Origin of the sequence: Cupriavidus sp. TMH.W2 (genome assembly GCF_050847365.1) — a bacterium.
Taxonomy (GTDB): Bacteria; Pseudomonadota; Gammaproteobacteria; order Burkholderiales; family Burkholderiaceae; genus Cupriavidus.
The window spans coordinates 909524-930541 of record NZ_CP193793.1; the positions used below are offsets into that span (position 1 = coordinate 909524).

Sequence of the window (21018 nt, forward strand, 5' to 3'; positions counted from 1 at the left end):
GCAACTCGATATCAGCAGGCTGCGCCCGTCGTCGACGCGGCAGTAGCCGGGCCCGGCACGGGCGTGCCCACGCTATTTGCGGCCTTCGGCGATCAGTGCGCTGAGTTGACGCAGGTCAGCCGGCTTGACCAGGTAGTGATCGATTGCGGTTTCCTTGTGCCGGTCATGGTCAGGCTTTCCATACCCGCTGAGCGCTACCACCAGCAGATTGGACTGATCCGGCATCGAGCGGATCCGTCGTGCCACTTCATACCCGTCAAGGTCTGGCAGGCCAATATCCAGCAAGAGGACCTCTGCCCGGAAGCGCTTCAGGCATTTGATCGCGCTCAGGCCATCCCGCGCCACGAGAACCTCGTGACCGTCAAGCCGCAGCAATGCCGCCGTGCTTTGGGCGGCGTCGTCGTTATCGTCGACCACCAGGATGCGGCGGCGGGGGGCTGCTTGCGCGGGCCTGGCATCTATTGCGGGTTGGCGCGCCGGCAACGTTTCATCGGACATCACCGGTAGCCGTACGACAAACCTGCTGCCGCGGTTGCGGCCTTCACTGTAAGCCTCCACGGTGCCGCCATGGAGCTCGACCAGCTTGCGCACCAACGCCAGTCCCACCCCCAGGCCCGCTGCCCGCCGCTCAGGGGAAGGGGCCGCCTGGACAAAGAGATCGAAGATTCTTGCAATGACTTCCTGCTCCATCCCGATGCCATTGTCGGCAAGAGTCATGACGGCCTCTTCCCCCTGGCGCAGCAGGCCCAGTTCGATGCGGCCGCCGTCGGGTGTGTACTTGATGGCATTCAACAGCAGATTGTTGGCAATCTGCTCCAGCCGCAAGGAATCGCCGAAGACCACCAGGGGGGGGGCCGGCAAGGAAAGCACGAGCTGCTGTTGATGAGAGTCGGCGAGCGGGCGCAATGCCTCGACGGCGTGGACGACCGCCTCTTTGAAATCGACGCGGGCGGTTTTCAGGGTAATGATGCCCCGCGTGATCCGGGAGACGTCGAGCAGATCATCCACCAGGCTGATCTCGTGGTCCAGCTGCCGCTGCATGGCGGCTTGTGTCGCCTTGACCGTTGCGGCATCGGTGGTACCCCGCTGCCATAACAGAAGTCCATTGCGGATCGCAGCGAGGGGATTGCGCAATTCATGACCCAGCATGGCGAGGAACTCATTTTTCTGGCGGTCAGCTTCCTGCAGCCTGGAGAAATCCGCCTGCTGCTGGGTAATGTCTTCGATCGTCAGCAGGATCAGCGCCTGGGCGGGCCAGTCCAGGCGCCGCGCATTCAGCCGCATGGTATGCATGCCGATGTGCGGAAACGCATGGCGGATCTCGTAATCGTGCACCACGGTCCGCTGGGGGAGTATGTCTTCCAGCAGTTCGCGCAACGCCGGAATATCCCACTGGCCGTTCCCAAGCGCGTACAGGTGCGTGCCGATCGTGCTTTCGGCCGTGGTCGCGAACACGCGGCAGAAGGCGGTGTTGGCACGCTTGACCCGAAGGTCGCCACTGAGCACCAGGATGGGCTCGGTGATGGTCTCGATGATCGCCTCGGCGAAATCACGGCTACGCGCCACGTCCGCATGCAGTTCCTTGAGCTCGCGCACGCGAAAGCGCAGTTCGTCGTTGGTGGTGGACAGCTCTTCATTGATCGACTGGAGTTCCTCCTTGGCGGTTTCCAGTTCTTCGTTGGTGCTGCGGAACTCCTCGTTGCTGGACAGAAGCTCTTCCTCGCTCGATTTCAGTTCCTCGCGAGCGCTCTCATGCTCTTCCAGCGCCGCCCTCAGCCGTTCCCGGGTAGCGTTGAGTTCCGTGGCAAGCCGCGCGATCTCTTCGTCCTTGTCGTCGCGCGAGCGGGCGGCACTGCGGCCGATGCGCTGTTGCAGCGCCTGGAGCATCCACGTCCTGAGCGGGCCACCGGCGCCTTCTGGTGACATTCCTGCCTGCTGCGGGGCTTCGAAGAAGACCAGAAACCAGCGGGCGTCGATTCCGGCGATCTGCACGGGGTGCACTTCCAGGCTGGCATCAGTGGTCGTGCCGTCCGTGGCGGATAGGCGCAAGCCCGACCTGCGAACCGGCACGCCGTCCTGTCGTACCTGCTTGATGGCTTCGGTCACCGCAAGGAATACTTCTGGCCTGGCCAGCCGTTGCAAGTTGTTGCTTGGCGGGCCTTCGCGATTGACCAGCCATGCGCTGGTATCGCCCCGAAACTCGACGATGTTGAGATCGTCGTCGCAGACAACGCCAGGCGGGGCGTAACGCCGCAGTGCCTTGCGGTCGGCCTCGGCGCGCAACTGCGCCTCGCTGGCGGTTTCCTGGACTGTGGGGGCGCTCACACTGGCGCTGTCCTGCGCACGTGGCGCCGTCATGCTCCCCATGGAGGGTCCCCGCGCGCGATCGGGCCGCGGTTTCCTGATATAGACCTTTGACCGCGTACTCTCCAGCACCCCGAAGTATTCCGAGAAAGCGCCGACAGTTTCGGACGGGCCAAGCATCAGGATCCCTTCTGGACGAAGCGCGTAATGGAAAAGCGGCAGGATATGGCGCTGCAGTATCGGGTCCAGGTAGATCAGCAGGTTCCGGCAACTGACCAGGTCCATGCGTGAGAACGGCGGGTCCTGGGCCACGTTGTGGCGCGCAAAGGTACACAGGTCCCGAATCGACTTGTCGATGCGATAGTGGTCGCCATCGGGCACGAAGTACTGCTTAAGCCGCTCGGGGGAGACGTTGCGAGCGATGTTCTCGATATACCGGCCGGCGCGGGCCGCTTCGAGCGCATCCAGGCTGATATCCGTGCCGAAGATCTGGACTGGCGTATCGGCAAGCCGGGACCCAAGATACTCGGCAAGGCAGATCGCAATGGAATAGACCTCTTCGCCACTGGCGCAGCCCGGCACCCATATCCGCACCGGCAGGTTTGCCCGCCGCTCACCCAGGATGCGTGGGAAAACGTTCTGCACGAGCGCTTCAAACGTCTCGGGGTCGCGGAAGAATTCGGTGACGCGAATGAGCAGGTCGCGACCCAGGGCCAGCGTCTCGGCGGGATCGGCTTCCAGTATGCCGATGTAATCCGTCAACGATGCCGCCTGCCGCAACGCCATGCGACGTGACAGCCTGCGTGCGATGGTGCCGCGCTTGTAATGACTGAAGTCGATCTCGCAGGCCTTGTGGAGCAGCCAGAACACATGCTGCAGTCCCCGATCGGCCGGGTCGTTTTCGTGGCTCGCTGTCTGGTGTCCGTCCGGCAAGCCCTGCGGCCGCGCAATGATCCGCTGGACCTGCGCAGCGATATCGCGCGGCGGCAGGACATAATCGACAGCGCCCGTGCCGATTGCCGCGCGGGGCATGCTGTCGAACTTTGCAGAGACCGGATCCTGGGCGAAGGTAAATCCGCCTTCGCGCTGAATTGCCTGCAAGCCGAGCGCACCATCGGAACCGCTGCCCGAAAGGACGACTCCCATGGCATGCGATCCGAGGTCAGAAGCCAGTGAATCGAGCAGGTCATCGATCGGCATGGGAGGCCCGAGCGTCCTGTCGCGGGCTTGCAGGCGGATCCGTTGCTGGGCCACCAGCATGCGGGTATTGGGCGGGATGACGTAGATGTGATTGGCAAGAATCCGCAGCCCGTCCGCGCCTTCCAGGACCTGCATCCTGGTCTGCGACGAGAGAATGCCCGGCAGCAGGCTGTCCCGGGACGGATCGAGGTGCTGGACGACCAGGAATGCCGCACCGCTGTCGGCGGGCATGCTCGCGAGAAACTCCGACAGTGCTTCGAGTCCTCCTGCGGAAGCGCCGATTCCAACGATCGGTGCCGGGGGAGGGCCCGGCGGTGAGAGGTCAGGAGAAGTATTGGTCACGAGGCGGTTACGGAGAATGCCGCCGGGATTCGTGGCTTGGCGGCACAGGTTCTCTACACATCATAAGCTAGTTGGCCGGGCCTGGGCACTTTGGGCGCCGCCGCGATCGTGGGATCACAAGGTTGCGAATATCCAGCTGAACCGCTCCGGCTTTCGTGGAGGCCTCTTGGCTTGAGTCAGGCCGACATGGCCTGCTGCTCAAGTTGGCAATATGAGCACGCGTTGATACTACGCGCAGTCGTATGGTGAGCAACCGCCGGCAGGGTAACGATGTCATCGTGGATGACTGCGTAGTCCGGATTTTCAGGGATGGATTGGTTCATGCCTGTGCGGCTTTCACGAGGACTGCCCGACGGTGCCGAAGCACCGTCAGACCAGAGGCATTGCTATGCTGCAAGCGGCCCGGTTGCCATCAAGGCATCCAGCTTTGCTTTCACCATTTCAAGCAGGCAGAGCGCACTGAAGCACGCATCCGAGCGCACGCTTTGCTGCTCCAGCAGTACGAGTACGCCTTCAATGCCGGCGCGCACTTCATGCAGGCACGCGTTGGTTTCGATTGCATCGACCATTACTGACTCCTTACCAGGTTAATGCGCGCCACTCATTTGAAGGTGAGGGTGGCGGGCCAGACAGCGAGGGTGGAAACCCGGTCAGAACAGGGAAGAACCTGGCCAGCCTTGCAGCTGCCTCGCTCGGCCCGCCATAGAACCAAACATGTTCGTGCGAGCACAGGCGTTGCCGTTTGAAAGCGCAACGCCTGTCCCTGTTCCGACCTTCGGGTTTCCACGCCCGGTCATCGGCGATCCGATGACGCAGTCAGTATTTCCTGCCGGAGTCATGCAGGCGATAAGAGAAGTCGCATTCGGAAGGGGCGGGCGAAGCTTGCCGGAACGCAGGTGGGTGGGGAATCGCTGAGTATTGAAATGCGAGGTGGTCGCTGTATGGCAGGTTGCCATGCTTGACGGGCGTGGGCTGTTTCGCCGGCGTAGCTGGCGGGCCTCCTGCTTGTTGGCTTGCTTGGGGTATGTCGGTCGGGTTCAATGTTGTCGTAGGTTTTACGGCCTGGTTCCGCCCTGCTGGGCGGGTCACTTTTTGTCCGAGCCCTCCATGTCAGGATAGTTGTCGCCTCGCCGCCTTTCGATGAAGGACAATGGAGGGCGGTAACGGTTGGAAGATGAAGCGTTATCCGGCGGAGTACAAGGAATGGGTGGTTGAGCAGATGATGCCGCCCTTGAATCGGTCGGTTGTGGAGTTGGCCAAGGAGACGGGTGTCACGACGGTGAGCCTGCGTACGTGGCGCAACGAAGCCCGAGAGCAAGGACAGGTTGTGCCAGGCAACGGCAAGCAGAGTGACAAGTGGTCAAGTGCGGACAAGTTCCGGGTGGTGCTGGAGACAGCGCCCCTGAGCGAGGCGGAGCTGTCCGAATACTGCCGCAGGAAGGGCATTCAGCCGGAACAGATCCGGCAGTGGCGCGCCGCCTGTGAGCAGGCTAACGCGAAGACGCTGGCCAAGCCCGGCCTGGCGCAGCGCCGCGAGGAAGAGACTGCCCAGAAACGGATCCGCGATCTGGAGCGCGAACTCAAGCGCAAGAATGCGGCGCTGGCGGAGACAGCGGCGCTGCTGGTGCTGCGAAAAAAAGCCGAGGCGATCTGGGGAAGGGACGAGGAGGACTGATCAACGTCTCGGATCGCCGCGAAGCCATCATGTTGATCGATGAAGCGGTAAAGAGCGGTGCGCGTCAAGCCAGCGCCTGCAGGGAGTTGGGCCTGAACGAGCGCACCTTGCAGCGCTGGCGTCATGTGCCTGCGGATGGCCGCCCGGGCGCGCAGCGCCCAGTGCCGGCCAATAAGCTCAGCGAGGCGGAGCGGCAGGCCGTGCTGGCCGCGGCCAACCAGCGCGGCTACGAGAGCCTGACGCCGCACCAGATCGTGCCGAAGCTGGCCGACGAAGGCCGCTATGTGGCCTCGGAGTCGACGTTCTACCGCGTGCTCAAGGCCGAAGGCCAGGCGCGCCGGCGCGGGCGCAGCCACAATGCCAAGTCCTCGCGCCCGCTGACTACACACCGCGCCGACGGACCGAACCAGGTGTGGTGCTGGGACATCACGTGGATGCCCACGACGGTGAAAGGTCGCTTCTTTTACTGGTACATGATGCAGGACATCTACAGCCGCAAGCTGGTAGTCAACGAGGTGCACGAGAGCGAATCGGCTGAACATGCCAGCCAACTGCTGTCGCTAGGCTGCCTGCGCGAGCAGACCGCCGGGCGGCCGCTGGTGCTGCATTCGGACAATGGCAGCGTCATGAAAGGAGGGACGATGCTGGCGACGATGGGTTACCTGGGCGTGCAGCCCTCATACAGTCGCCCGCGCGTGAGCAATGACAACGCTTACGCAGAAGCGCTGTTCCGCACAGCCAAGTATTGCCCGCTGTGGCCGGATCGGCCATTCGATACGCTGCAGCAAGCGCGCGATTGGGTCCATCGGTTCGTGCACTGGTACAACGAGGAGCACCGCCACAGTGGCCTGAAGTACGTCACGCCGAACCAGCGGCACCGCGAGGAAGCGGTGCCCCTGCTGGCGCGACGCACGATGCTGTATCAGGCAGCCCGCACCCGACATCCGCAGCGCTGGTCGCGGGGAATCCGGAATTGGAAGCTGGAGCCAGTGGTCTACCTGAACCCCGAGCGAGCTGAACAGGAACCCAAGGAATACCGGAAAGCTGCATGACGGCGAACGCGACAACTACCTTGACACACACCGCTCGGACAAAAAGTGACCCGCCCAGCAGGGCGGAACCAGGCCGTAAAACCTACGACAACATCGAACCCGACCGACACACCCAAGCAAGCCAACCAGCAGCAAACCTGCCGGCTACGCCGACGAAACAGCCCCAGCCAACACAGTACACCGCGAAAGGCCGCACCGAGTTGGAGGAAGGGCGGAGAGGCCCCAGCGCCTGCGCGGTGGGGTCGACAACATGTACAAAGGGAACCTTCAGCACTGACTCAATCTCGAGCGCCACCCGGTGCAGCACTACAGCTTCCCTTCGATCGACTTGCGTTCCATCCAGATTTCCTGCACGAACGGATCCGTGACGCCATAGATGCCATGCCCTTTGCGCATGATCAAGTTCGTCGCCATCAGTTCATTGACCACCGGCTGAGCCTCCTCGATACGGACTTCTCGTCCGATTGCTGCGGAGTACGCGGCGGCGGCTTCTGCGGAGAACAATCCGCGGGCGTCTCCGTCAGACAAGGCAATGCGATTGAAGATCGCGGTGGCTAACCCACCCAACTGTTCGAGCTTCATCAGTTCCAGATCCGCGGCGGTCGATCGGAGCGTGTTGGCGATGACAGGGAGGTGTTCATCCGGATCACTGCCCGGGGGCAGGTGAAAATGCAATTGCCGTAACGCCTTGATCATCTCTTCCGGACGGCTTCCCAACGTATGGAATGCCTGGACTGCTACCTCCCGTGAAGGAAGGGAACTGAACCCCTCTGCCAATAGGCGGCCCAGCAGGTACGCGACATAGTCTTCGCCCAGTACAGGGTAAGAGACCGAGGTGGCGCCAGCGAAAGCCTGATTGCGGCGTGCCGTGAGCTCGCCCACCAGCGCCCGGTGCGAGCCAGTGCCTACGAAGAGAAAGTACCCTGGCGTGCCGGGGCGCGGGTTTATGGCGTCGCGCGCGGCCTTGAGCGCCAACAGCATCCGGTTACCCTCGTCGGACGTAATGGCGTGCTGCACCTCGTCTACGATCAGCACGACGTTGGTTTTTGCCTTGTCGACCACCTCCGCCAGCACCTGTGCCAGCGTGGCTCCTCCGGGCTCGCCTACGCTGTCCAGCTTGAATCCGAATTTGAAGCCCAAGGCGCCGACGTCAGCGCCGGATACCCGCTTGAGGTGCTTGAGTGCATTGGAGCCAGGCCGCTCCAACTCGGTCAATGTCCTTTTCACCGCTGCCAGAATGAGTGCGGCGGGGCTGCGCTGGGTGTCGCTCCAGAGGTCGACATAGATCACGATCGCGCCGTCCGCCTCAAGAGCCGGAACGAGGTCATTGATCAAGAACGTCGTCTTGCCGGTGCGCCGCAGTCCGGACAAGAACAGGCCGGAGCGCAAACCTTCATCCAAGACCCCGGGGTGCAACAATTGCCGGGCCATCTGGTCGGCCAGTGCTGGGCGGCGATAGATGTTTGTCATGATGCACTTATCGTGAATTATTGGATTTCAATAATTATAGCCAAACAATAATTCGCAATAAACCATGTGCGTGGAAGGCGTCCATCCCGTTTGAGCGACGCAAAAGTATCTTCCTGACGGATGTACTCTGCCGTTACTCCGGGTTGTGCTCGCCCACTTGCGCCACAAAATCCTCTCCCTCCGGCAAGCCCAGCGAGAACTTCACCGGAAAATTCACAGCAATCCCGCTTTCCTCAGGCAGCGGCCGCACCACCGCCCGCGCCTGCACATGCGCATCCTCAAACAACGCGCCAGCCCCCAGCACCGGCGAGAACGGAATATCCAGCGGCCCGAAGAACATCTCCCAATCGGCCAGGTCGCGCGTGCGGAACACCCCTGCCATCAAATCATTGACCTCCACCTTGTGCCCATACCGCCCGGCCCGCGTGGCAAAGCGCTGATCACGCAAGGCCGGAAACTCGTCGCCCAGCGCCTCGCACAGGTTGACCCAGAACTTGTTCTCCAGGATACCCATCGCCAGATGCCGGCCATCGCGCGTTTCAAAGAGATCGTTCTCCGGCATCACGGTAGGCGATGCCTGCGGCGATGCCTCATGCCCGCGCGCGGCCCACGCGCCATGGGCGGTCCACGACAGGATCGCGTCATGGATCGAAACATCCAGATGCTGCCCCTGCCCGTTCTGGCGCGCGCTCATGATCGCCACGGCAAGCGACAGTGCCGCGTAGCCGGAGGCGGCATAGTCCGATACCCGCACGCGTGGGCGCGAGACCGAGTCGTGCACCTGCACCGGTGTCGCCCAGTAGCCGGCCAGCGCCAGGTAGTTCAGGTCATGGCCTGCATGGCTGGCGTAGGGGCCAGTCTGACCGAAGCCGGACACCGAGCACATCACGATGGCGGGATTGACCGCCGCCAGCGCTTCATAGCCCAGCCCGAGCCGCGCCATCACGCCGGGGCGGAAGCCTTCGACTACGGCGTCGGCATTGCGGACCAGTTCCAGAAAAGCGTCGCGGCCGGCATCGGTCTTCAGGTCCAGCGCGACCGAGCGCTTGCCACGGTTGAACTGGGCAAACACCGTCGGGCCAAGCTGCCGTGCGGTATCGCCGGTGCCGGGCTGTTCGACCTTGATGACATTGGCGCCCAGTTGGCGCAGCAGGCTGCATGCGTGCGGACCGGGCAGCAACTGGCTGATGTCGATGATGGTGACGTCCTTGAGGCAGGACCATTCTGGCTTCATGTCGGGCCTTTGCGGGAAGACAGCGAGAGGGGGCGCACGCGCGCAAGGTGGCGTGCGGCGGGGGCGGGCAGGCGCCTCAGCCCAGGTCGCCGACCATGCCGATCGACTTGATCAGCTCACCGTAACGCGCGTTGTCGCTGGCAACCATGGTGCCGAACTGTGCGGGCGAGGCGCTGCGGCGCAGCTCGCCGGCATTGGCCTTGAGCTGAGCGTCGAACACGCCTGCCGCCTGCAAGGCGCTGACTGCAGCGTGGAACTTCTGCGTTAGTTCGGCCGGGAAATTGGCCGGTGCGAACAGGCCGCTCCAGTTGTCGATGACAAAGCCCGGCGGCAGCGCTTCCGCCATGGTCGGCACGTCGGGGAAGAAGGGCGAACGGGCGGCGGCGGTGACGGCGAGCACCCTGACCTGGTGATTGCGCACGTACTGCGTCGCGGTGCCGAGCACCGGCATGCCGAACTGGGTTTGCCCGCCCATCATGGCGGTGATGATTTCCGGCGCGCCCTTGTAGGGAATATGCACGGCTTCGCAGCCGGTCTGGTGCAGCATGGTTTCCACCGCAAGATGGGCGATGCTGCCCTTGCCGCCGGAGCCGTAGTTGAACTTGCCCGGCGCCTTCTTCATCGCGGCGATCAGTTCGGCAGCGGTCTTGCAGGGCGACGAGACCGGCACCACCAGCGCGGACGGTCCGCCGGACAGCGCGGTGATCGGCGTGAAGTCATGCGCCGGGTCGTACGGCATCTTGCGGTACATGTGCACGTTGATTACGTGCGTATTGGCCAGGATGCCCAATGTATAGCCATCGGGAGCGGCACGGCGCAGCGCGCTGGCGCCGATGATGCCGCCGGCGCCGGGCATGTTCTCGACCACCAGCGGCTGGCCGAGTATCTTGCCCAGCTCCGCCGACAGCGTGCGGGCCACGTTGTCTGGCGTGCTGCCGGCGATAAACGGAACGATCAGCCGGATCGGGCGGTTGGGGTAGCTGGATGATGCGATGGCGGCGCGGGCCGGCAGCAGCAGGCTGCCCAGCGCGGCGGCGCCGGCGGTGGCAAGCCAGTTTCGGCGGTTCATGCGTGGTCTCCGAGGTCTTGTCGTAATGTCCTGATGCCGGCGGCGACCGTGCCGCCGGCACGGTCAGGCCTTCTGCTGCTGCAGCGGTTCGAGGATGGCGCGCGCAATGGTGTTGCGCTGGATCTCGCTGGTGCCGGTGAAGATGCGGAACATGCGCAGCTTGCGGAAGGTCTGCTCCACCGGGTGGCCGCGCGTGACGCCGACATTGCCGTGGATCTGCACGGCCTTGTCCGCCACCTCGAAGCAGCGCTCCGAGACAAAGAGCTTGCACGCCGCGGCCTTCATGCGCAGGTCGGCGCCGGCATCGGCCAGCGCGGCGGTATGCGCGATCATGCTTTCGCAGGCCCACAGCGCGGCGGCCATGTCGGCCAGCATGTGCTGGATCGCCTGGAAACGCGCGATCGGCCCGCCGAACTGGCGGCGCCGGCCGGCATATTCCACCGACGACTCATACGCCCTGGTGGCCAGCCCCAGCATGGTGGGGCAGTGCAGCAGGCGGTTCACGTTGATGCGCGACATGCCCAGCTTGAAGCCGTTGCCTTCGCCGCCAAAGATATTGGCGCGCGGCACGCGCACGTTCTCGAAGCGGATGTCGCCGTCGATATGCTGGCCCGACATCGGCACGTATTCATTGGTCACGGTCACGCCCGGCAGGTCCAGGTCGACCAGCACCGCGGTGATGGCCGGGGGCGTGGTGGTGGCGTCGGTCACGCACATGACGATGGCAAAGTCAGCGAACGGCGCGCCGCTGATGTAGTGCTTGCCGCCGTTGATGACCAACTCATCGCCATCGGCCACGGCCGAGGTCTTGATGCTTTGCGCGTCGGAGCCGGAATGCGTTTCCGTGAGCGCGAAGCAGGTCGATTTCTCGCCGCGGATCACGGGCTCGAAGTAGCGCTTGAGCTGGTCCGGCGTGGCGTACTTGAGCATATTGCCCACGCGCGGCGGGCCGCCCAGGTCGCCCAGCACATGCGCGGCCAGCGTGGCGCCGCTGGCGGCCAGGTCGGCCTTGAGCGCGCATTGTTCCTGGATATTCAGGCCCTTGCCGCCCAGCGATGTCGGCAGGCAGGCGGCGTAGAAGCCCAGCTCGCTGGACCGGCGCCAGACATTGCGCAGGGTCTCGCGCGGCCACGGGTCTTCGGCGCCCAGGCCGAGCTCCTGTTCCAGCGGGCGCAATTCTTCGTCGATAAATCTGCGGATGCCGGCGCGGGTTTCCAGCAGTACGGGATTGGTCAGGTGCTCGAACATGGCGGCTTCCTTCAATTCACGCGGCGCGCGACGCCTTGCCAGTAGCGTTCGCGCACGATCTTGCGGGCCAGCTTGCCGCTGGCGTTCTTGGGCAGCTCGGCGACAAAATCCACCGAGCGCGGCGACTTGTAGTCGGCAATACGCTCGCGGCAGTGCGCGATCAGCTGCTGCGCGGTGGCCTCACGCCCGGGGCGCAGCGTGACCACGGCCTTGACGCTTTCGCCCCAGGTGTCGTCCGGCACGCTGATGACGCAGGCTTCCAGCACATCGGGGTGCTGGTACAGCGTGGCTTCCACCTCGGTCGGATAGACGTTGAATCCGCCGGAGATGATCATGTCCTTCTTGCGGTCGACCAGGTACAGGTAGCCGGCCTCGTCCACGCGCGCCATGTCGCCGGTGTGCAGCCAGCCGTCGATGACGGTTTCGCGCGTCAGCCCGGGCTCGTTAAAGTAGCCGTGGAACACGTCTTCGCCGCGGATTACCAGCTCGCCGATCTCGCCCACGGCGACTTCGTTGCCTTGCTCGTCGACCACGCGCACTTCGGTCTCGCCCAGGGCGCGGCCGCACGAGGCCAGGCGTTCGGGGTGGTTGGCGATGGCGTCGGCATGGTCGATGGTGGACAGGCGCGTGACGCCGGAAGTCGATTCGCTGGCGCCATAGCCTTGCGACAGGATCGGGCCGATGCGCTCCCAGGCCTCGCGGATGCGCGCCGGCGCCATCGGGGCGGCGCCGTAGGCCAGGGTCTTCAGGCTGGACAGGTCGGCCTGCGCCAGCGTGGGCTCGGCCAGCAGCATGTTGATCATGGCCGGGACCATGAAGACATGGGTGATGCGCAGGCGCGCCACCTCGGCCAGGAAGTGCGCGGGCTCGAATTTCTCGAACAGCACCAGCGTGGCGCCCAGGTACAGGTAGGGCTGCATCAGCATGCCGGAGGCGTGCGTGACCGGCCCGATCAGCGCCAGGCGGTCGCCGGGGCGGGCGGGGCGGTCCATGCCGGTCACCATCTTGCGCAGCGCCGCCATGCGGTTGCCGTAGCTCTGCATGGCAGCCTTGATCTTGCCGGTGGAGCCCGACGAGAAGTGCAGCACGGCCAGGTCGTCGGCCGCGGGGGCGATCTCCGGCAGCGTGGTGCCGGCGTTGGCCAGCAGCGCTTCATATTCGACATAGCCCGCCGGGGCGTCGCCGATGGCGATAAAGGTCTCGATGCTACCGAAGCCCGCCGTGGTGCGCGCATAGCCGGTGTAGCCGGGGCCGGCGATCAGCACGCGCGGGGTGCAGTTCTCGACCACGTCGCTGGCCTCGGCCGCGGTGAAGCGCGGGTTGAGCGCCGCCTTGACCAGCCCGGACTTGTACAGCGCGCACTCCAGTTCGACCAGCTCGGGCCGGTTGCGCGACTGCACCGCGACGCGGTCGCCGGGCCGCAGGCCCAGTGCCAGCAGCGCATTGGCCAGGCGCGTGGAGCGTTCGTCCAGCTGGCGATAGGTCACCACCCGGTCCTGGTAGAGGATGGCGGGCTGGTCGCCCCAGTAGCGCGCGGCGCGGCGCAGGAAATACGCGAAACCCATGCTGTCTCCGTTGATGCTTGATGATTCTGGCGAGCGTTTTAGCGTGTGCTCGTGCGCCGTAGTCTGTAAGATGGCAGGCATCACCACAATGACGCATTGGCTATAAAGTCATAACCATCAGGAATGTGAGGCAATGGAGACGCGGGATATCGAATACATCCTCGCCGTGGCGGCGCATGGCGGTATCGGCCGGGCGGCCGATGCGCTGGGCATCAGCCAGCCGGCGCTGACCAAGGCGGTGCAGCGGGTGGAGACGCAGGCCGGGCTGCCGCTGTTCGAGCGCACCGCCAACGGCATGACCGCCACCTATGCAGGCACGCGCTTCCTGGAGCGCGCACGGCGCATCCAGCTGGAATACGAGGACGGCATCAAGGAGATGCTGGGCATCCGCACCGGCGAGCAGGGCGTCCTGCGCATGGGCTATTCGCCGTCAATCCCGGGCAGCGTGATCCTGGGCGCTTGCCGGCAACTGATGCGCGAGCGGCCCGTGGCACGGCTACGGCTGCGGCACCGGCTGGCGCGGGACCTGCTGGACCTGCTGGCGGCCGGGGACCTGGACGTTGCCGTGGCACCGACGCCGTCCGGCGCGCTGGCGACGGCCTTTGCGGTGCAGCCGCTCTTCGACGACCGGCTGGTGGTGGTGGCTGACGAGGGTCACGCCTTGCTGCGGCGGCGCAAGCTGCGGCTAGCGGATCTGGCGGACCAGGAGTGGCTGCTGCCCGAAGGGCATATCACGCTGCGCCAGCAGGTGGACGCGGCATTCCGCCAACACGGCCTGCCGGAGATCAAGCCGCGCATCGAGATCGACTTCGGCAGCACCTCGCTGTTCGCGCTGATGCAGGGCACGCAGATGCTGAGCATTGCCAATGAAGGCGGCGATGCCATGCAGCACGGCCTGCGTGCGCTGCCGCTGGGCGTGGAAGAACTGGACCTGCGCCGCAGCATCGGCGTGATCTCGCGCGAGGGCGCCTACCTGTCGCCGCTGGCGCAGCGCCTGACGGTGCTGCTGCGCGAGCACAGCCGCTGAGCCGGCGCCAGCGGGATTGGGCTACTGCAGCGGGATCTTTGCCACCGTGGCCAGCCGCTTCCAGCGCTGGATTTCGTCCTTCTGGTACTGCCGCATCTCGGCCGGCGACGACAGGATCAACTCGGCCGACAGGCGCGCGTAGTAGTCGCGCACGTCGGGGGCATTGCCGGCCTGCGCGAACAGGTCCTGCAGCCGCTTCACCACCGCCGGCGGGGTCATTGCCGAGACCGCCGCGGCCACCCAGTTGTAGGCCAGGAAGTCCGGCAGGCCGGCTTCGACGATAGAGGGTACGTCCGGCAGTAGCGGCAAGCGCTGCGGCGCGGTGAAGGCCAGCGCGCGGACCTTGCCGCCGCGGACCAGTTCGATGGCGCCGGAGGCATCCACCACGGCGAAGTCGACGTTGGCCGCCATCACGCCGTTGATGGCGTCGCCGGCGCCCTTGTACGGCACGGCGGTGGTCTTGATGCGGGCCAGCTCGTTGAGCCACTCGGAGTAGATCGTGTAGGAGATCGAGCCAGAGCCGTAGTTGAGCGCGCCAGGGCGCTTGCGGGCATCGTCCAGCAGTTCGGCCAGCGTACGGTAGCGCGAGTTTGCCGGCACGATGATCACGCATGGCCCGCGCGACAGCAGCGTGATCGGCGCGAAGTCCGTCAAGGGGTCATAGGGCAGCTTGCGGAAGGTGGCGGCGTTGGTCGACAGCGTGGAATTGCTGCCGATAAAGACCGTGTAGCCGTCAGGCGGCGCGTTCAGCGCGGTCCGCACGCCAATAAAGCCGTTGCCGCCGGGCTTGTTCTCGACTACCACGCCCTGGCCGGTCAGCTCGCCGATCTTCTTGGCGAACATGCGCGCGGCGGTATCGGTGCCGCTGCCGGAGGGGAACGGCACGATGAAGCGGATCGGGCGAGCCGGGAAGGCGTCGGCGGGTTCGGCGGCGAAGGCCGCCAGCGGCGTAGCCGCGCCGATGGCCGCCAGCGCGGCTGCGGCCAATCCAAGGAAGCGGCGGCGGGAACGGAAAGCCTGATGCATGGTGTCTCCTGAAAGTGGAAGCCCGGCGTGTTCCCGCCGGTGCAAGGGATCGATGAGGGCTCAGCGGCGCAGGCCGAGCAGGTCGCGGGCGATGACCCAGCGGTGCACCTCGCTGGGCCCTTCGTAGATGCGCATCAGGCGGGTCTCGTTGGCCATCTGCTGCAGCGGCAGTTCCTTGGTCATGCCCATCGCGCCGAAGGTCTGCATGGCATGGTCGATCACGTATTCGTCCAGCCGCCGCATGGTGAACAAGCTTTCAGTGAGGGTGTCTGCGCCGCACATGCAATGTTGGAGAGTAAATCGTGCCAAGTTCTCAGATCAATGTTTCGACCTGTCGATGCGCTGACTCGGGGTCGAGGTACTTCAGCAACTTGCTAGTGAGTACGCAGGTCAGAAAGGAACTTGCGCGCTCGTTCGCTAGTAGGTTTCGAGAAAAACTCGTCCGGTACTCCGACCTCGACCAAACTCCCCTGATCCATGAACCACACCCGGTCCGCAACCTCCCGAGCAAAATTCATCTCGTGTGTGACACACATCATCGTCATGCCATCGCGCGCCAGTGACTTCATCACCTGCAACACCTCGCCAACCATCTCAGGATCTAAGGCACTGGTCGGTTCGTCAAACAGCATGGCGGGGGGATCCATCGCCAACGCTCGCGCAATTGCTACACGCTGCTGCTGGCCTCCCGAAAGTTGTCCAGGAAATGCGTCGACCTTCGATGCTAGACCGACACGATCGAGCAATTCGAGAGCACGGGTTCTCGCCTCTGCGCGCCGCTCTTTGCGTACATTGACCGGTCCGAGCATGATGTTCTGGGCAACGGAAAGATGCGGAAACAGGTTGAAGCTCTGGAATACGAAGCCAACTTGGCTGCGAAGCTTGTTGATATCGACCGATGACGCATGTACGTCGTTGCCGTCGAAATGAATTGCTCCACTTTGGATCTCCTCCAGGCGGTTCACGGTTCGAATCAGCGTGGACTTCCCTGAGCCAGATGGCCCACACACGACAACGACTTCACCTTTGTGGACATCAGCGCTGATGCTGCTTAGCGCGCGATACTCCCCGTACCACTTGCTGACGTCCTTGAAGGAAAGGAGAGGTTCTTTCCTGAGATTCATGTTCACGCGGCTGTCTCCGTAGTGGTGGTAGAGGGTGATACAACAGCCACCACGGACTGGCGGCTTCCTTCGCGTCGAGCTGTGATTCGGCGCTCAAGGAAGCGCGCCAGTTGCGTTAGCGAGAAACAGAGACAGAAGTAAATGGCGGCAAGGATGAAGTACACCTGGAATGGCTGCGTCATGAGCGAACTGTTGATCTGCGTCGCCGCAAAGGTGACTTCGTTCACGCTGATCACATACCCCAGCGAGGTTTCCTTGATCGTTGAAACGAACTGGCTGACCAAGGCCGGAATCATGTTGTAGAGGGCTTGGGGGAGGATTACCTTCCTCATGGCCTGGATGTAGCTCAGCCCCACGGCACGCGCTGCTTCGGCTTGCCCCTTGGGCATGCCCTCAATACCGGATCGCACGATCTCGGACAGGTAGGCCGCTTGGTAGATCACAAGTGTCACCACCATGGTCGTGAAACCAGTGACCGTGCGGCCAATGAGCAAAGGGACGAAGAAGTACACCCAGAAAATGAACATCAGCAGCGGTACGCCGCGCGCGACATAGACCAGCGCACTCGCAGGCCAGCGCAGCCAGCGAAAGGGACTGAGGCGTGCGAGTGCGATCATTACGCCAATCGGAAGGGCGAGCGTCAAGCCAAGCAAGGAAAGAAGCAGTGTGACCGCCAATCCCCCGAGCGGCCCATTGGGGTACTGACCTACGAGCAGCAAAGTGCCATAGTCAAGCAGGATGAGAAGAATGCTATCCACAGTCTACCTCGCTCTAATCCGATAGCGACCTTCAAGAAATGTTCCTGCTTTCATGATCACCAAGGAAAATCCAAGGTAGATCACAGTGGATAGCAGGTAAATTTCCACGGTCCTGAACGACTGGCTCTCAATTTCACGGGTTGCATAAGTCAACTCCGCAACGCCAATTGCCATGGCCAGGCTGGTGTTCTTGAACAGCAGTACCGTATAACTCACCAGGGTAGGCAGTGCAATCCGCAGCGCCTGAGGGATCACCACGAGACGCGCTGCCTGAAGATAGGAAAGGCCGATGGCGCGCGCGGCCTCTAACTGAGACTTTGGAATGGATCGGATCCCCCCGCGCAACCCTTCGGAAACATAGGCTGCCATGCACAGCCCCCCTGCAATGAAAGCCAGCACGAATGCGCTGTTATGTGCATTGATCCACTGCTGCCATGGCAGCGGCAAGAGCGCGGGAATGCCGAAGTACCAAAGGAAAACCTGAACCAGCATGGGCACGTTCTGGTGATACTCAACATAGATCGCTACCGCAATCTTTGCTATTCGGATGTTGCTCATGCGTGCCACGGCAAGCATGGTCCCCAAGGCCATCGCGAGCAACCACGCCGCCAGCGTGAGTTCAAACATTGTGATGACGCCGTCAAGGATCCATTTCGGATAGTCACCTCGCAGCAACACTGAAAAGTCGAGCTTGTGATCCACGGTCAGTTTCCTGTTGCAGTATGTGGATCAGCCTTTGATCGGCTCAATCTTGAAGCCGCGCTTCATCTTGTAGATGGTCTGGCTACCCAGCCACTTGTCGAAGATCTGCTGCGCCTCTCCCGATTTCTCCATCGCCTGCAGCACGGCGTTCACGTGCCTGATCAAGCCCGGCTCGCTTCTGCGCATGCCGATTCCCCACGGTTCAGACGCCAGTGATGGCTCGAGCTTCACGATGGGGACGGTGCTTTCGGATTGCAGGCGATACTTCTCGAGGTAGAGTTCCCCAATGGCAAAGGCATCTACTTTCCCTTGCAGCATCGCGAGAAAGGCGCTCGGTGGATCCTGGAAGGTGATGGTCGTAGCCCCGGGAACTGCCTTGCGCACAAGCATCTCGGAACTGGAGCCCTTGAGAGCGCTGACGCGCTTTCCTGACACATCCTGGAGGGATTTGTATCCGCTGTCCTTGCGTGCCGCCATCTTCTGCTCGCTCACAAAATACTGGTCGCTGAAGGCAATCTGCTCAGCGCGTTCGGCGGTCCACCCCAGGCTGGCAATGACCACGTCAACACGACCTTGTTGAAGTTCAGGGACGCGTGCTGCCACGGAAATGAGCTTCAGCTCTAGCTGCGCACCGAGGGACTTTGCCAAGGCCCTGCAGAAGTCCACGTCGTAGCCCTCAACCTCGCGGGTTTTCGTATTGGAGAAGCTGAAGGGCTCGGCGGTACCGAGCGTCCCGCAGACGAACACCCGCTTTGATTTGATGTCCGCCAGTTGGTCCGCGCGCGCGGGGTTGCCCAGCAGCATCAGGGCGGCACTGGCTACGAGAGCCAGAACAGAAGTCTTCATGGTGTCTTCTCCAGACGGTTTCGCGATGGGTGACGCTCAGGAGAGGTCGTTCACAGCATCCCGAAGGAAGTTGCAACCTTGCTCAATCAATTCGACGGAAGTGGCAAAGGAGATGCGGAGATGTTGGGGCATCCCATAGGATGTTCCGTCGATCACTGCCAAACTTGCGTTTTCCAGAAAGTAGCGCATGACGTCAACATCGGAGGAAAGAACCCCTCCCTCAGGCGTCACCCGCCCCATAAGCCCTGCCACACTGGGGAAGACGTAGAACGCGCCGTCTGGCGACACGCAGTCGATACCAGGGATTTTTTTCAGGAGCTCCACAATGAGATCCCTGCGCTGGCCGTAGATTGCCACCGCATCTGCAACGCATTGCTGCGGCCCATTGAGTGCCTCCGCAGCCGCCGCCTGGGCCATGGCATTCGGGCACGACGTGCTCTGTGACAGCAACATCGCAATTGCCTGCACCAGCGGCGTTGGGCCTGCGCCGTAGCCGATACGCCAGCCCGTCATCGCATAGGCTTTGGAAACGCCATCGATGATCAGCGTCCGCTCCGCCAGTTCCGGAACCACCTGGAGCATAGAAGCATGCTTTACTTCGCCATAGACGAAATGCTCATAGATCTCGTCGGTCATCAGCCAGACATGAGGATGCCGCTGCAGTACGGCACCCAATGCGACCAGTTCGTTGGCTGTGTACACCGCTCCGGTCGGGTTGTTGGGTGTGTTCAACACCAGCCACTTCGTGCGAGGAGACAGCGCTGATTCCAGAGCCTCCGGCGTCAGCTTGAATCCGTGGCTTGCATCGCTGGATACGACGACGGCCTTGCCCCCATGGAGCGCTACCATGTCTGGATACGAAACCCAGTACGGTGCAGGCACCACGACTTCGTCTCCCTCATTCAAGGTAGCTGCGAAGGCGTTGTAGATGATGTGTTTTGCGCCATTCCCGACAACGATGTTTTCGGGCTTGAATTCCAGCGTGTTCTCGCGCCGAAATTTGCTGGCGATTGCCTGCCGCAGAGCGAGCGTTCCGCTGGGCGACGTGTAACGCGTCTGTCCCGATAGCAAGGCGGCTATGCCGCTGTCCACGATGTGCTTCGGTGTCAGGAAGTCGGGCTCGCCGATGGTAAAGTCGACGATGCTCCGACCTGCCGCGCGCAACGCATCGACACGCGTCTTGGCCGCCATGCTTGGCGAAGGCTTGACGCCGTCAAGGCGGTGGGCCAGCAAGGTTTTCATGAAGTCCTCCGGATACGAAGCGGACGTGAGTTGAGTGATGCGTTGGATCAAAGACCGTAAGGACCAAGTGCCTTGGCGAGCCACGATTGCTCCACCATTCCGTTGGCGATTTCGGCCCTGATAGCCTCCTCGATCTGAATGGTTCGGTCGATCACCTGAAGAAGGCGCGGGCCGCCGGAGAGCGTCCAGCAGGTCGGCAGGGGCGGGGTCCGCGTAGGGTGGATAGCAAAGCCAGCAGCAGTCATCGCCAAGGTCTCAGTTTGAATCGTGCTGATCGAACAAGCACGCCGGATTCATTGCCAGCACGCGATGAATTACTTCCGAGTCGTTGTCGAACCAGCGTGCGAAAGCGTTGAGGAGCTGGCCAGCATCCACCGGCTTCTTAATACCTACATGTGGCCAGTCCGTTCCCCAAATCACCTGCCCTGGCGCATCACCATAGAAGACGTGGGCGCGTTCAATGACGCGACTATCCATAAGGTCGTCCGACAAGCGATAGCCGATCAACTTTACCCATGCTCCTCGCTCGACGAGTAATTTTCGGATAGCCAGAGTTGTCGGATGAGCTACTCCGAACTCTGGGGGCAAGCCACCCATATGATCGATGACGATTTTGCACGGCAACGCTTCCAATACAGGCAGCAATTCTGGCCATTGTGTTGGACCAGGAAGTACTTCCGCATGCCAACCGAACTCGGCAATGCGAGGCGCAAGCGCGACCATCGCTTGCGTTCCTACGGTGCCACCGAGCCCATTGGTGATAAAGCGCATCCCGCGCACGCCGATACCATGCAAGCGTTCGATTTCCGCGTCATCAATCGACTGACCCGCAACTACCACACCGCGTAGGATGCCGGGTTCATCAGTAAGTGCCTCGATCACGCCAGTGTTATCCGTGCCAAAGACGCTCGCCTGGATAACAGCGCCTCGTTGAAGGCCTAGCGCTGCCCTCATCTTTCTATGCTTCTCCGGTGGAGCCGGTGCAGGGAGATAGCTGGCGTCAGAGACGAGCGCCCAGTTCCCGCGCGGCGTCACGTGTGAATGGCAATCCCATGCCCCACCCGGCACGACGAAAGTGGGCGTCGTATAGGACTCGGGCGGCGGCAGACTTTCCTGATCCACGATGGACATACT

At 62.8% G+C, this 21018-nt stretch carries 18 protein-coding genes and 1 pseudogene; 2 read left to right on the forward strand and 17 right to left on the reverse strand.

Translation table 11 applies throughout. The features are described 5' to 3' along the window. Window positions 1–72 precede the first annotated feature (72 nt). The 3 genes from ACREYQ_RS21715 to ACREYQ_RS21725 all read right to left on the reverse strand — a co-directional run bounded on the left by ACREYQ_RS21715 (window position 73) and on the right by ACREYQ_RS21725 (window position 4415). Window positions 73–3735 carry a CheR family methyltransferase gene (locus tag ACREYQ_RS21715; protein WP_432262228.1) on the reverse strand — a complete coding sequence of 1221 codons (3663 nt, stop codon included), beginning with the start codon at window positions 3733–3735 and terminating at the stop codon, window positions 73–75. 287 nt (window positions 3736–4022) lie between these two features. Continuing rightward, complete coding sequence (locus ACREYQ_RS21720) at window positions 4023–4169, reverse strand: hypothetical protein (RefSeq protein ID WP_432262229.1); 147 nt, start codon at window positions 4167–4169, stop codon at window positions 4023–4025. Window positions 4170–4232: 63 nt separating this feature from the next. Next, entirely contained in the window at window positions 4233–4415 is a 183-nt protein-coding gene (locus ACREYQ_RS21725) for a hypothetical protein (protein WP_432262230.1), read from the reverse strand. A gap of 605 nt (window positions 4416–5020) precedes the next feature. On the opposite strand from ACREYQ_RS21725, the gene ACREYQ_RS21730 reads away from it, so the two are divergent. Beyond that, window positions 5021–6573 (forward strand): IS3 family transposase gene (locus ACREYQ_RS21730; protein ID WP_432258890.1). Its coding sequence is split into 2 segments (ribosomal slippage): window positions 5021–5507 and window positions 5507–6573, totalling 1554 coding nucleotides; the frame shifts between segments, so codons are not numbered across the junction. 306 nt (window positions 6574–6879) lie between these two features. Here ACREYQ_RS21730 and ACREYQ_RS21735 read toward each other — a convergent pair. The 5 genes from ACREYQ_RS21735 to ACREYQ_RS21755 form a co-directional block, all read right to left on the reverse strand. After that, a complete protein-coding gene (locus ACREYQ_RS21735; RefSeq protein WP_432262231.1) occupies window positions 6880–8043 on the reverse strand; it encodes an AAA family ATPase in 1164 nt (387 codons plus the stop codon). A gap of 133 nt (window positions 8044–8176) precedes the next feature. After that, complete coding sequence (locus tag ACREYQ_RS21740) at window positions 8177–9277, reverse strand: CaiB/BaiF CoA transferase family protein (RefSeq protein ID WP_432262232.1); 1101 nt, start codon at window positions 9275–9277, stop codon at window positions 8177–8179. 76 nt (window positions 9278–9353) lie between these two features. Then, entirely contained in the window at window positions 9354–10346 is a 993-nt protein-coding gene (locus ACREYQ_RS21745) for a tripartite tricarboxylate transporter substrate binding protein (RefSeq protein WP_432262233.1), read from the reverse strand. Window positions 10347–10409: 63 nt separating this feature from the next. Further along, window positions 10410–11594, reverse strand: a complete 1185-nt coding sequence (locus tag ACREYQ_RS21750) for an acyl-CoA dehydrogenase family protein (protein WP_432262234.1) — start codon at window positions 11592–11594, stop codon at window positions 10410–10412. Between the two features lie 11 nt (window positions 11595–11605). Beyond that, window positions 11606–13159 carry an AMP-binding protein gene (locus ACREYQ_RS21755; RefSeq protein WP_432262235.1) on the reverse strand — a complete coding sequence of 518 codons (1554 nt, stop codon included), beginning with the start codon at window positions 13157–13159 and terminating at the stop codon, window positions 11606–11608. A 133-nt stretch (window positions 13160–13292) separates the two neighbouring features. Here ACREYQ_RS21755 and ACREYQ_RS21760 point away from each other — a divergent pair, with 133 nt between their 5' ends. Beyond that, window positions 13293–14186, forward strand: coding sequence for a LysR family transcriptional regulator (locus ACREYQ_RS21760; protein WP_432262236.1), 894 nt, complete (start codon window positions 13293–13295; stop codon window positions 14184–14186). Window positions 14187–14207: 21 nt separating this feature from the next. Here the strand turns inward: ACREYQ_RS21760 and ACREYQ_RS21765 are convergent, their stop codons facing one another. The 9 genes and pseudogenes from ACREYQ_RS21765 to ACREYQ_RS21805 all read right to left on the reverse strand — a co-directional run bounded on the left by ACREYQ_RS21765 (window position 14208) and on the right by ACREYQ_RS21805 (window position 21015). Further along, on the reverse strand, window positions 14208–15212 hold the full coding sequence (locus ACREYQ_RS21765) for a tripartite tricarboxylate transporter substrate binding protein (protein WP_432262237.1): 1005 nt from the start codon (window positions 15210–15212) through the stop codon (window positions 14208–14210). Window positions 15213–15272: 60 nt separating this feature from the next. Next, a pseudogene (locus tag ACREYQ_RS21770) lies at window positions 15273–15434 on the reverse strand (acyl-CoA dehydrogenase family protein); the annotation flags it as partial. A gap of 152 nt (window positions 15435–15586) precedes the next feature. Then, window positions 15587–16336, reverse strand: coding sequence for an amino acid ABC transporter ATP-binding protein (locus ACREYQ_RS21775; protein WP_432262621.1), 750 nt, complete (start codon window positions 16334–16336; stop codon window positions 15587–15589). 2 nt (window positions 16337–16338) lie between these two features. Continuing rightward, window positions 16339–17085 carry an amino acid ABC transporter permease gene (locus tag ACREYQ_RS21780; RefSeq protein WP_432262622.1) on the reverse strand — a complete coding sequence of 249 codons (747 nt, stop codon included), beginning with the start codon at window positions 17083–17085 and terminating at the stop codon, window positions 16339–16341. 12 nt (window positions 17086–17097) lie between these two features. Continuing rightward, the gene (locus ACREYQ_RS21785; protein ID WP_078199616.1) at window positions 17098–17796 is read right to left on the reverse strand and encodes an amino acid ABC transporter permease; all 699 of its coding nucleotides are present in this window, start codon (window positions 17794–17796) and stop codon (window positions 17098–17100) included. A 27-nt stretch (window positions 17797–17823) separates the two neighbouring features. Continuing rightward, a complete protein-coding gene (locus ACREYQ_RS21790) occupies window positions 17824–18642 on the reverse strand; it encodes an ABC transporter substrate-binding protein (RefSeq protein ID WP_432262238.1) in 819 nt (272 codons plus the stop codon). A 36-nt stretch (window positions 18643–18678) separates the two neighbouring features. Beyond that, a complete protein-coding gene (locus ACREYQ_RS21795; protein WP_432262239.1) occupies window positions 18679–19884 on the reverse strand; it encodes an aminotransferase class I/II-fold pyridoxal phosphate-dependent enzyme in 1206 nt (401 codons plus the stop codon). A 47-nt stretch (window positions 19885–19931) separates the two neighbouring features. After that, the gene (locus tag ACREYQ_RS21800; protein WP_432262240.1) at window positions 19932–20129 is read right to left on the reverse strand and encodes a hypothetical protein; all 198 of its coding nucleotides are present in this window, start codon (window positions 20127–20129) and stop codon (window positions 19932–19934) included. Between the two features lie 10 nt (window positions 20130–20139). Then, window positions 20140–21015 (reverse strand): amidohydrolase family protein, encoded by an 876-nt coding sequence (locus ACREYQ_RS21805; RefSeq protein ID WP_432262241.1) that lies wholly within the window; start codon window positions 21013–21015, stop codon window positions 20140–20142. Window positions 21016–21018: the final 3 nt, after the last annotated feature.